The following is a 12784-nucleotide window of genomic DNA, read 5'->3' on the forward strand; positions in this document are numbered from 1 at the left end:
GACTTTTGCTTATTAGCACAAGTTTACCATAGAGACAGCTCTGATGTCATCCATTCATCGGCCGCCCACATTTTCATCTGAGCGGAGCTCTACACCTCGCAGACAATCATCCGGAGCTTCCCGTTCTTGTCCGGCGGAATGACCTTCATCCATTCGAACTCAAACCGGAACGGCTTCTTGAAGATCTGGTTCAGATTCGTCTCAAGGTACGTCTCAAGCTCCTTCTCCGTCATCCTGGCCTTCTCGTCCCGGACGATCTGCACATGGATCAGGTCGTAGCTTTTCTGGATGAACCGGATCTGGAGGATATCCGCACAGTGTGCGATAACCGGTGTTACCTCGAAGAAGCTGGTCACCCGGCCATCCTCGTAGCGGAAATAATCATTCAGCCGGCCCTCAACCTCTGTGATGAAATGAACGCCTCCCTTTACCTTCATGACCGCCCGGTCTCCGACCTCGTAGTTGATCAGCGGCAGATCGGTCTTGTACAGCGGCGTAATGACAACCCTTCCCCGCTGGCAGAGCTTCCCCGCATCGTCGACCACATTCACGACAAACGAATCGTTGTGAACCACGTAATAATCCTTGTCAGGCAGCCGGATCATCGCTGCCCCGGTCTCCGCCGTTCCGTAGGAATCGATGATCCCCGGGCCCAGCACTTCCTTGAACAGCTTCCGGTCATTTTCCGTCACCTTCTCCGAGATGGCGTCATAGAACTTCGGATGCCAGACCTTCTTCCCCGTCCGGTGCGCGTACAGAACGAAGCGCATCATTTCCGTCTTGTTCATGTACAGCCAGTCCGGTCTGTACGCATTGATGGCATCTATGATCTCCTGTTCGGAGGCATACTGATTGACAAACCTGTGTCTGAAGACACCAAACCGTTGAAGAAAGGTGTCTCTTCCGCCTGCATTCTCATCGTGAGCATTGATCCGGCTCATCGTCTTTCCGGTCAGCGGGTTATAGCCCGCCACCAGCATGACCCGGTACCAGTTTGCCTTCATGTAGGCCTTCTCTTTTGGGGAAAACAGAACCGAGACCGGCTTCCCGGTCGATCCGGAGGTTGTATCACAGATCCAGTCCTTGTACTGCGGCTGATCCTTCAGGCCGCCCATCCATGTTCTGAGCTCATCCTTCGTCAGAACCGGAAGCTTCGTCAGATCGTCCCCGGTCCGGATATCCTCTGGACTGAGTCCTGCCCGGTCAAACCGTTCCTTATAAAACGGAATCTCATATGCCCGCCTTGCAAGCGCCTGCACCCGTTCGTTCTGAAGCTTCATCACATGGGTGAAGTCCTTCGGTATCCGATGTGCCATCTTCGGCAGATCGGAGAACAGGTACAGATTCATCCATTTCTTCTCTCCTGCTGCGTCCATCAGCTGACCCCTATCTCAATATGCTCCAGTGCCTTGTCAAGAGCGGCTGTCGCCTCCGCGAGCGTGCCGCCCTTTGTAATCACATGGCCGATGCGGTTCGGACCGACATGGAATTTTTTCACAGTGTCGCCGACCGTATAGTCAAACTTGACCTCGACGATATGCTCACTGTCTTTCGGGTTTCGGTTCGCCAGCGAGAAGATCGTGCCGTCTCGGTCGCTCATCAAAAGCTTCGACGCGTTCGGAACCGCCTTGTCCGTTGGGAAATCCGGCTTCTGACCCAGCGCGACCTGGATGATCTTTCGGTAATAATCATAGCCATAGTAGATCGAGACGAGCTCTGCCAGACAGGTCGCACCTGATCTCCCCCCAATCTCCAGAACGTACGTCCTGCCGTCCCTCATGATGAAGTCGCAGTTCACCGCACAGTTGTCGAGCTTCATCGCGCGGATCGCTTTCTCCGTCGTCTCGATGCAATCCCGCTCACCCTCCTCGGAAAGCGCGTACGGTGCGAAATGTCCGGCCGGCACCCCTGTGCTCCCAAGGAAGATATAGTCGCCGTGCGGAAGGACAAACTGTACCTTTCCGTCCATCACAAAGGCCTGGGCGCCAAACTCCCGGCCAATGATGAACTCCTCCACAATGTAGTAATCCTTTCTTGTGAAGGACTGCGCATTCAGGATCGCCGCCTGCAGTCTGTCCGGGCTGTCGACTCTCGTGATCCCGCGGCTTCCGGAGGAATCCACGATCTTCACAATCAGCGGATATTCCAGCCCTTTGATTTTCTCATTGACGTCCTCGTTGAAATAGACCTTGCGGTACTTTGCCGTCCGGACACCATTTGCCTCATAGGCCTGCTTCATCAAAACCTTGTCGCAGGCAATCTTCGCCGCCTCGTAGGAAATGCCCGAAAGGCCCAGGGCATCGTTGACGCGTCCGATTGTCATCACAGCGACATCGGTTCCGGCTGTGCAGATCCCGTCGATCTGACGCTCCTGTGCCGCCTTCAGGACTGCCTCAGAGTCAACCGTGTTGATATGGAGCACCTCGTCGGCATATCCGAATCCCGGGTAATTCCCCGGAATAGAGACGGCAATCGTGTAAATCCCCATCTCCCTGGCTGCCTTGATCAGCGGAACCTGATAGATTCCTGCACCCATGACCATCAGCTTTTTCACTATGTCTCACGCTCCTTTCTCCAATCCACACCCTTTTTCAACTCAAACTGCTGCCCGTCTTCATTGACCAGATAGGGCCTTTTCCCCCGTTCATCAATCTGCCGGACAACATACTGCGGATTATTACATAAACCAAGGAAGATACGGCCGATATACTCGCCGATCAGCCCCATAAACATCAGAATCAGTCCGGAGAAGAAGAAGATCGATACCATAATCGAGGGCCATCCGATTGCTGTCACCGGTCTGACCAGCTTCCGGACAATCACGGCAATGATGCCGACCAGCCCCACTGCCGCAAAGATATTCCCAAGCACCGTCGCCATCCGGAGGGGTACGATTGAAAATCCGATGATATTGCTCCAGAGCTGCACAAGTTTTCTGAAGGTATAGCCTGACTGCCCCTCCCGCCTCCGGAAATGCTCAACCGGAATGCAGCTGATGTTCCGCGTCACCCTCAGAAATACACCCTGAAGGTGCGTGTATGCACTCCTATACTGCACTGCATAGTCCCTGACAAACCGTCGAATGATCCAGAATGAGCTGGTCTTCATGTTTTTGGGCTTGTCCAGGAGGACACGTGTCGTCCACTGATTGAAGCGGCTTCCCCAGTTACGGAATTTGGAATGCTGCTTGTGTGGGTAATAACCGTATACGATGTCATATCCCTTTTTGATCTCTGCCAAAAGCTTCGGCAGCTGCGTCGGACTGGTCTGTCCATCGTCATCCATGGATATGATAAAATCACCGGAGGCATAATTCAGCCCGGCCATGGTCGCGTTATGCTGTCCGGCGTTCTTGGCAAGCTCCACCACCCTGACATTGTCATAATCCTGCACCAGTCCGCGAAGTGCGCGCACTGTCGCCCCGTCATCCGGGCTGCAGTCGTCCACCAGGACAAACTCCAGCTCTCCGGCTTTCATTTTTTCAAACTGCTCCATCGTCTCCTCGACAACCTTCCGGATCGTCCTGGACGATTTGTAGCAGGGAATCACAACTGTATATAACATGAAAAAACCTCTATATCCGGCTGAAAACCAGCCTGAAGTCTACCAGATTATACCACATGTGTACGATCGTTCCCAGCTTTGCGAAGACGTCTTCTCCTGGCCGCCAGCGCGAAGGCAGCGGCAAACAACACCAGCCCTGCGGATGAGCACAGAATGCCCGCCCGAAGTCCGGGCGAATGGTAGACAAGACGGATCTGCGAGGTTCCCTCTTCAAGGCGCACGCCCAGATAGCATAAATCTGCCCGTTCCGGACGCTTTTGTTTTCCGTTCACCTCGATGGCCCAGCCGCCGCTGTATGGAATCTGGAAGACCATATAGCGCGGACTGTCCAGGCTGACCTCCCCGATGACCGAGTCGCCGTCAAATGTCACATGCTGCAGACTGTCCTCGCTGAGTCTGGCAACCTTCTCCTCGTAGTCCGCCATCGGAAGGTACAAAAGTTCACTCCTCTCAAGCGATACGCAGATTCCTTCCGGAAGCACCAGCCGGATCGTCCCTGTTCCATCCCCGGACGCCGTTCCCAGGTTCACAATGTAATCGTTATCTCCCTTGGTGTAGGCACTGTTTGCAGCCGACAGCAGGATCCCCTTGCTGATGCCGTCCGCCTTCACATACGCAGCTGCGGAAAGACTGCGGCCTCCCAGAAGCCTGAGGCCCTCCAGGCTTAGATAGCACTCATACCCCGCCTTCTTCTCATAGGAGACGGACAGACTTCCTCCCTTCTTTCCGGTCACAAGCCTGCTGTCATTCCTGGTCACACCGTCGCCGGGCTCGAAGGTTACCTCCTCCCGGAGGATAGAGTCCTCTTCCTCTTTTCCATCCGTGGTTCTCAGACCAGCGCTCTGTGCCGGTCCGGTCTCACCAGTCTGAACGCTGACAGCCGTGCGCCCCTGCTTTGTTTTATCCGTCTCGGCGCTGCCTCTCTGCCCCTGCCCGGATTCAACTGTATTATTGCTTTCTTCGGTCACGGCCGCCCGCAGCATAACAAGGTCCTTTGCTGCCGGGTTGAGGGCCTCATAGTCTTCCCTGGAGATCACGGTGTCCGTCGTAAACCCGAACGGAAGCGGATACTGGTTCTCATAGAGTGCCAGCTTCCTGCGGGATGCAAGCGGCTGCTTTTCATAACCATACGGCACGGAAGCCACATTGGCGGCATCGACGGCAAAATAGCGGACGCCTGCCAGCTCCTCAAGAGCTGTCCTTCCGTCGAGCGACTGGATGTGCAGGATCGATGTCATGCCGGTGCTTTTCTGGTCAATCATTGCCTGCAGCTGGCTGGCATTGACAATGCTGTTGTAGATCTGCACACCCGGCTGTCTCAGGACAAGGGAAGAATTGTCCTCCCAGTAAGCGCTCCGCACACTGTCCACCCGGTAAAATCCGCCCGCAAAAGCGTCGGCTCCGTTTTTCCCTGTGAAAAGAGGTGTGTCTGTATAAACCGCGTAGGAGGATTGATCATACCGGCTGAAGGCCGTCCCCTTCTCCTGATAATAAGCCGCGAGATTGCCGAATCCCGGCGAGAAGGTCATCCATCCGGCCAGCGCGGCTGAGCCAGCTGTAAAAAGCAGAACAACTCGTTCGGCATGACTTTCTGCGTGCTTCTTTTTTCCCCTCTTGTTTTCTCTCCTGCGGCTCAGGTACAGAAGAACTGCCGTGTAGAGCGTCAGCTCCGCCGCCGCTGCCAGATGAAAGACAGCCTCCCGCGTCATCCAGAACCAGGCTGCGCAGCCCAGATCGAAGAGCCCTGTCACAAACAGGAGGAATCGTCTGTCGCGTCTCTGAAGCGTAGAGACTTCCTCGGCTGTAAAGCTCACAGCGATAGCTGCCGCAAATGCGATCAGGTACACCCATCGGTTGTTTTCATTGTTCATCGCTGCCAGCACATAGCCGGCGCCCGGGATGAGAAGGCAGAAAAGAAGTGCAACCAGTCCAGTGCGAATCTGGCGGTAGGATGATTTTCGCCCCGCGGACGAAAAAACCAGCGCAGCTGCCGGCATCAGCGTCACCGCAAAGTTGAGGTGTGTTCCATTTCCGGAAGCCTCATACGGCGTGACCAGGTTCAGGAACCACGCCAGATATCTCCTTTTGTCCTCATAAAAAAGAAGACTGTTGCGCTCCGCCTCATGAACAGCCCGGAGGCTGGACTTGTAGCGTGCCAGCGCCGGCAGCAGAAAGATACCGGAGAGCGCCAGTCCCAGAAGATAGGCAAGCGACAGGCTGACCAGCAGCCGTCCGAACTGTTTCAGCCGGTCTGTCCGGTAGAGGTCAAAGAAACGAATCAGCACATATCCCAGAAGGCCGAAGGAGCTGATATACATAAAGTAATAGTTGCTGATAAATCCCAGTGCAACGCAGATTGTAAAAAGCGCAAAGGATTTTTTCCGCTCCGGGTCCATCATCCGCTCCGCACCGAGAAGCATCAGCGGAAACAGAATCATGTGCGAAAGATACGTCGGATGCACAATCCCAAGCCCGAAGGTAAATCCGCAGAACACATAGAGAAGCGCCCCTGAAAGCGCCGCCGTCCGGCTTTTCCGGAAGTGAAACACGAATGCCGAGAGGCTGAGCCCTGCCAGAAAGCAGCGCAGAACCGTCAGAACACAATAGAGTGCCTCTGTCCCGGATGCCGGGACAAAGATGGAAAGAAAATCCAGCGGATGAAACCGGACAACCGCATCGATGTCATCCCCCATCCCGATCGTATAGTCAAAGCGGTCCGGATGAAAGTCCCCGTGAAGAAAGCCTCCGGCCGTCTTTCTGAGCCATTCCCCCATATAGCGAAGCTGGAGAATATACTGAGACTGTCCGTCCCCCTTCCCGATCAGGTTCTTCCCCTGCAGCAGAAAGGGAGAAAAGACAAGGAGAAAAATGATGGAAAACAAGGCTGTATAAACCAGCAGATATTTCCCATATTTTTTTCGATCACTCATAGGCCGGACCTCACCTCTTTCTGATTTTTCCTTTGCGCTGTCTCAGAGCCGCAAGTCCAAAAAGGATCAGGCCGCAGAGCGCGCATAAAGCACCTGCCCGAAGGCCGGGCGTGCGATATTGAAGCCGGATCTCATGTGTCCCCGGGCACAGCAGCGTCCCCAGATACATGCCGTCACAGGTGCCCGGCTCTGTCTTTTTTCCGTCCACATAGAGCGTCCATCCACGCTGGGCCGCAACGGTGAAGACCGCAAGCTTCGTCTCAGTGTTCGTGATGGTGCCGGTCAGAAGGCCATCCTCGATCTGTTCATTCTGAAGAGATTCCTCATTGAGCGCCTTGATTCTGCTCTCGTACCCATCCATGGAAACCGATACAAGCTCAGCTGACTCAAGTGACCGTGCCCCATGCCCGCTGAAGGTCAGCGTCACCGTTCTCGGCCGGTCTTCTTCGTTATATCCAAGGTTGATCAGATAATCCTTCCGCCCGAGGGTGTAGACATCCCGGCTGCTGCGAACTCGTACGGTCGTCCGGATGCCCTCCGAGGTAATGGTCAGCTCCTCTGAAGTCCCGGCTCCAGTCAGTCCCTTCAGTCTCAGGAAACTGCAGGTACCCTTTCCGGCCTGGAACGACAGCTGCCCCTGTCCGCCTGTGAGATCCGGGCTCTTGAGGGGCTCGGCTTTGATTGAAGCCGAGGGTTTCTCCACTTCCCTGAGACCTTCCGCCCTGAGTTTCTCCTCTAGATCCGAATCTTCCGCCGGAAGTACCACGGCATCCAGCTTCACCCATTCCTTCTCGATGTCACTGAGCTTTTGGTAATTGGCCCAGGTGATGAAGCTGTCAGATGTAAAGCCTGCAGACAGAAGATACCGGTTTTCATACACCTCCGTTTCCGCGCTCAGGCTGGAAAGGTCTTCTCTCTTCTCAAAGCCGTACGGCACTTTGCCCTCATTTCCTGCACCAGCAATATAATACTTCACATGGGCAAGGTTCCCGGCGACCGGCCTGCCATCCAGATCATGTACCTGCGTGACCGCATCCAGCCCCGCGTTGTTCTCATCCAGGAGCGTCCGGATCAGCTGTGAATTCAGGATGCTATTGTACATCCCGATGCTGTTGTAGCCGAAATACTCCGCAGAATTCTCGAGCCCGTGCCGTACGTCTGCGGCATCCACCCGGTAAAAACGATTGTCCGGAATCCAGGCGGCCGCTCTTCTGTCCAGCTTCTCATATTTCTGCGTGGTATCCCCTGCAGGCTGGAAGGCCGCGGCGCGATTTCCTCCTTCCGGCGCATATGTCAGAAATCCGTTGATTCCTGTGGAAATGATGACCGCCGCAAGCACAGCCGTCCGAACAGCTTCTTTTGAAGCCTTCATCCGCCGAAGGACCAACAGCAGAAGCAGAAATGCAAGAAGCTCCGCCGCCCCGGCCTCATTATAGCGGTTCGGCCTCTTCAGCACCCGCTCCGCCGCCGTCCCGGCCAGAAACAGAAAGCTGACCAGAAGGACATTTCGAAGAGGGGCTCCCTTCAGATCCGCAAAAACGTCGATGACGGTCACACAGCACATGCCGAGTGAAAGCGCGATCAGAAACATCCAGCGGTTGTTTTCATTGTTCATGCCGGCAAAAATGTAGCCGAAAACCGGTACCAGCAGCGCCGCCAGCTCAAGCAGAAGGGACGCCCTCAGTGTACGGCGTCTTCGATAACGCTTTGTAAACAGCACCGCAAGCGCAGGCAGAACAACCACAGCAAAGTTGAGGTCCAGCCCATTGCCGGAACTTTGGTATGGGCTGATCAGGTTCAGAAACCATGCCACATATCGTCTCTTATCGGCATACAGCCAGAGGCTCTGCATCTCGCTTGTCTGGCTGAGCCTGTAGGAGCCGCGGTACCGCAGCATCGCCGGAAGGAATGTCGCCATCGACATCATAAGTCCGACCAGGTACAGCAGAATCAGCCTGCCGGCATAGCGCGGAAATGCTCTGAGCCGGTGTTTCTCTACGATCTCAGGATACCGGAGAAGGGCATAGACCAGCAGGGCAATGGAGCAGATGTACATAAAATAGTAGTTGCTCCAGAAGCCGAGAAAGACGGAAAAAATGAACAGAAGGTTTCCTTTTTCAGCCACCACTCTCTCCATGCCGAGCAGGAGAAGCGGCAGGACGATGAAAGGCGCAGCATAGGTTGGATGGTTTGTCACCCGAATCAGCATGTACCCGCCAAAGACGTAGACCAGGCTGCCGGACAGAACATTCTGCCAGGCAGGAAAGACGCCTTCCTTTTCCTGGTGCGCATATATGAACGAAGGGGAGGCGTACGCATACGCGGAGAACGCAAGCCCTGCAAGATAGAAACGCAAAAGCAGGATCACCGCATAGATCTCCTCCGCACAGGATGCCGGAACCAGCGCCGCCAGAAAATCAAGCGGATGAAACCGGACAATCGCTCCGATGTCGTCTCCGATTCCGATGGAAAAATCGAACTGTTTGAAATGGAAACTGCCATGTAGAAAGCCTGAAACGGTATCCCGGATGTACTGGCCCATATAGCGCAGATAGACAATATACTGGGACTCGCCATCCACCGTACAAACCAGGCTCCTGCCGTGCTGAATGAACGAAAAAAAGACCGCCAGACTGACGATCAGAAACAAGACTGTATAGATGGCTGTGTATCTTCTTTTCGAATGGTTTTTCACATGCAGCTCCCAATCAGAATCGATACTCATGCTCGTTCAATTCTACCGTGATTCCTCTGAAATTGCAAACCTCATTCCAGTGGTTCGGCTGACTGGTCAGCAGCTTCTTCATCCAGACTTTTTCAGGTTTTGGGCAGCCTGTCCCTTCCTGCCATAGTAAAAGGGCAGCTGCCTTACATCGGCATCTGCCCTATCCAACCTCTGCCGGTCCTCATCGCCTGAACGCCCATCCTGGCGATGGTCTTGTTTCCATCGGCATCTGTCCTCTCCTGCCTCTGCCCAGGCTCCGTCCTCAGTAGATCCAGACCCTAGTCCCCACCGGGAGGGTATTGTACATCCAGACCACATCCTTCTCTGTCATACGAATGCAGCCATGCGACTGGGTGTGGGTACCGATCGAACTGATCCCCGCCCCCGGCCATCTGTGGAACCCGCTTCCGGAAAACGCCATATAGTAGGCAAGCCCGTTGTAGTTCGGCACCTTGCTCTTAATGGTAAAGTTTCCGATCGGTGTGGAGTTGTCACGGCCTGTCGTACACTTGAATACCTTCACAAGCTTCCACTTTTTATTCGATCCCTTGAAGACATTCACTCTCTGCTTGTCAAGCGACACCCAGACCAGATACTTTGACTTGCTCTTATGTGCGGCACTGTTGATATAAGTGTTCTTAATGCGCTTGGTGTAATCACCCTTGGTGACAACACTTGCCAGATCCTCGCCGAAGCTCAGATACTGCTTTGAAATGCTGTAGTTGTGACCTTTCAGCCTGATGATGCACTTTGCGCCGCCTCTGACAACCGTGACAACCGTGCCAGCCCGGAATCTCCCGTACTATGTCCGCACGTTTCTCAGCAGCGTCGCTTTCCAGGAAAGTGTCCGGACCTGCTGGAGAGACTCTCCCGGCCGGATGACAGAAGACTTCTTCGCCGCAAAGGCCGCATCAGCCGGAACCAGAAGTAGAAAAGACGTCATCATAATCAGTAACAGTCTGTGAAGCTTTTTCATCTTGCACCTTCTTTATCTATATCTGACAGGCCGATTTTTCTTCTCAGTAGATAACGACCTTCGTCTTCGTCGGTACATTCTTGTACAGCCAGACTGCATCCTTCTCTCTCAGACGAATGCATCCATGTGACTGCGGATGCGTACCGATTGTCCCGACACCCTTCCCGGGCCATCTGTGGAATCCGCTTCCTGAAAATTCCATATAAAAATACAGCGGCGATCCATACTGACCGGTATAGCTGTGTTTCTTCCATCCGATGGTAAAGTTTCCGACTGGTGTCATGTTCATCATACCGGTTGTGCACTTGAACACCTTGACCAGCTCCCATCTCCGGTTGGATCCTCTGTAAAGATTCAGCCGCTGTTTATCAAGCGATACCCAGATCAGATAACTTGTCTTGCTCGTGCGCGTCTTCTGGTTGGCAAACGCAATCTTGGTCGACGTGTTGTAGTCGGAGCCGCCGACAATGCTTGCCAGATCCTTCTTAAAGTTCAAATACCTGCTTGCAATCTTGTAATTATGACCTTTCAGCTTGATGATACACTTTGAACCGCCCTTTATGACAGTCACACGAGTACCTGCCTTGAAGCGCCCGTTTTTTTTCAAGGTTGCCTGCCACGCAAGCGTATCGACCCTCTGGATAGGCTCACCCGGCTGAATTGCCGGAATTCTCACTTCCGCATAGGCCAGATCCGCCGGGATCAGCATCATAACTGAGATCACTGCCATCAGAAGCAGTTTCCGAAGCTTTTTCATCTCTCCCACCCTCTCATCTCCTGTATTTGCTCTTTCAGCCCCATACAACCCTCACCCCTGTCTGAAGCCACTACAATCGTACCATTTCAAATTGAGTTCATTCAAGGTTGATCCTCTGAGTTATCTCTTAAGAGTTTCTTAAGTCTCAGGAGTGAAAGACATAAAGATTGTGATCCCCAATTGTCCCGACTTTCTCTGCCGTGCAGTCCGCGTCATAATAATCATGCAGATAGGTCAGCACCCGCTCCGGGCTATCCGCGACGAGCCGGACCTTTTCGTTGTCAATCATATCTCTGTAAGGATTTTCAATTCCATAGCGCTGAAAAACCGACATGTACGGGATACTCTTTGTCGCCCATCCGCCAAGCGTGATAATATTGGCCGTCGCGCCGACCGGGACGCGGTCAAAAGGTCCATACGCGCCTGCGGGATAATAGCAGTTCGAAAGGCAGATATACAGATGATCTGTATCATTGGACATCTGGCTGACGTAGTTCTGCTTGTTCAGATCCTCCAGACGGGCATTCACCGTCTGTCTGCGGTAATGCGGCGCCCACGTCATCTGATTCATAATCAGGGCAAACAGCATAACTGAGGCTGCGGCCTTCGGGTTGAAATGTATATTCTTCTGGTCCAGTACCACCAGAAGTCCCAGCGTGCCGCCCCACCAGATTCCGACATCGACGCGTCTGACCCCGTATCTGCCGGCATAGAACAGATAGAAGAACAAGCCTCCCAGCAGGAAGATCTGAAGCAATACGCTCGCAACACCCTCTGCACTGTGACTTCCGTACAGAATCACAAGTATCAGGACAAAGAGGTAGATCAGAAATATCTGGTTTCTGAAAAACCTGTCCGGATACAGAGCGATAAAATCCTTCACCAGCTTTTTGTCGATCTTTCGCTCCTGCTGAAACTTCGCGATCTCCTGCATCACCTGGACAGACATTTTATCAGGGTCATAGAAATTCCACCCCTTGTACAGCGTCCAGGCATTCTGATTGATACCAAGCTTCTCATATTCCGTCTCATGCCCGTTGTACGAAGGGAAATCGTAATCGAGCAGGTTGGAACGTGCGGTGGTGTATTCCTGGTATGCTGTCCGCCCGGCACTGCTCTTCACCTGGAAGGTGTCGTACTCCTTCGCTGCTGCAATCAGCAGGACTGCCGGGATAACCGAAAGCACATACATCCCCAGGCGGCGAAGCCGTCTTCCCTTTTGTTCCTCCCTGCGGATCCGCAAAATCAGGAAAAATGCGCCGGCCGCGGTCGAAACCGCTGCGGCGAGCGCCTCCTCAGGCCGGATCAGGTACCCCATCAGGATCACCAGACTTCCGATCACGATTCCCGGAATCTTTGCGCGTCCATCCCGGACACTGTCATAGATCAGGAAAATCCCCGCCGCACCCGCACAGGCAGCGATCTTGGTGAAATTCACAGCTGTGTAGCATTCATACCCGAAATATGCAAGCAGGACGCCTGACAGCATCAGTCCTGACCACCCCTCGAAGCGGTTCAGGAGAACATAGGTAACCGTCGTCAGGGAGAAGAAAGCCGCTCCGTATAGAAACAGAATATACCAGGGAATCTGAGCCGTCAGCCTGTAGCATGCCCCGACGATCACACCAAACAGACCGTTTGATATATTTGTCCATGCATCCTGCGTGCCTCTGGACAGATTGAAAAAGCCTGCCAGCGTAATGTCATCGTTGGTCTCGAAATACGGCCTTGTCACAACCAACAGCAGCAAAAGAAACAGAGCGTTGAGGGCTGCGGAAAACCAGACCTTCTTCCTGTTTCTGCTCAGCAATGCGTAAGCCTTCTTCATCACC

The 12784-nt window shown here is 53.7% G+C and carries 9 protein-coding genes; all 9 read right to left on the reverse strand.

Features of this window, described 5'->3' with window-relative positions; all coding sequences use genetic code 11:
• Nucleotides 1-89 precede the first annotated feature (89 nt).
• Complete coding sequence (locus tag ACTQ1N_RS07030; RefSeq protein WP_441955962.1) at nucleotides 90-1376, reverse strand: phenylacetate--CoA ligase family protein; 1287 nt, start codon at nucleotides 1374-1376, stop codon at nucleotides 90-92.
• Complete coding sequence (locus tag ACTQ1N_RS07035; RefSeq protein WP_277067099.1) at nucleotides 1376-2554, reverse strand: ATP-grasp domain-containing protein; 1179 nt, start codon at nucleotides 2552-2554, stop codon at nucleotides 1376-1378. Before ACTQ1N_RS07035 ends, ACTQ1N_RS07030 begins: the two co-directional genes overlap by 1 nt.
• Nucleotides 2554-3564: a glycosyltransferase family 2 protein gene (locus ACTQ1N_RS07040; RefSeq protein ID WP_441955965.1), complete on the reverse strand. Its 1011-nt coding sequence runs from the start codon at nucleotides 3562-3564 to the stop codon at nucleotides 2554-2556. The genes ACTQ1N_RS07035 and ACTQ1N_RS07040 overlap by 1 nt, the downstream gene beginning before the upstream one ends.
• Before the next feature lie 47 nt (nucleotides 3565-3611).
• Nucleotides 3612-6494: a YfhO family protein gene (locus tag ACTQ1N_RS07045; protein ID WP_441955967.1), complete on the reverse strand. Its 2883-nt coding sequence runs from the start codon at nucleotides 6492-6494 to the stop codon at nucleotides 3612-3614.
• A gap of 10 nt (nucleotides 6495-6504) precedes the next feature.
• Nucleotides 6505-9189 (reverse strand): YfhO family protein, encoded by a 2685-nt coding sequence (locus tag ACTQ1N_RS07050; protein ID WP_441955969.1) that lies wholly within the window; start codon nucleotides 9187-9189, stop codon nucleotides 6505-6507.
• A gap of 292 nt (nucleotides 9190-9481) precedes the next feature.
• Nucleotides 9482-9802 (reverse strand): L,D-transpeptidase, encoded by a 321-nt coding sequence (locus ACTQ1N_RS07055; RefSeq protein WP_441955971.1) that lies wholly within the window; start codon nucleotides 9800-9802, stop codon nucleotides 9482-9484.
• A 219-nt stretch (nucleotides 9803-10021) separates the two neighbouring features.
• A complete protein-coding gene (locus ACTQ1N_RS07060; protein ID WP_441955973.1) occupies nucleotides 10022-10195 on the reverse strand; it encodes a hypothetical protein in 174 nt (57 codons plus the stop codon).
• 43 nt (nucleotides 10196-10238) lie between these two features.
• Entirely contained in the window at nucleotides 10239-10952 is a 714-nt protein-coding gene (locus ACTQ1N_RS07065) for a L,D-transpeptidase (RefSeq protein WP_441956021.1), read from the reverse strand.
• A 145-nt stretch (nucleotides 10953-11097) separates the two neighbouring features.
• The gene (locus ACTQ1N_RS07070; protein ID WP_441955975.1) at nucleotides 11098-12780 is read right to left on the reverse strand and encodes a hypothetical protein; all 1683 of its coding nucleotides are present in this window, start codon (nucleotides 12778-12780) and stop codon (nucleotides 11098-11100) included.
• Between the last annotated feature and the right edge of the window lie 4 nt (nucleotides 12781-12784).

The sequence above is a fragment of the Porcincola sp. LCP21S3_C12 genome, assembly GCF_052118625.1.
GTDB lineage: Bacteria > Bacillota > Clostridia > Lachnospirales > Lachnospiraceae > Porcincola.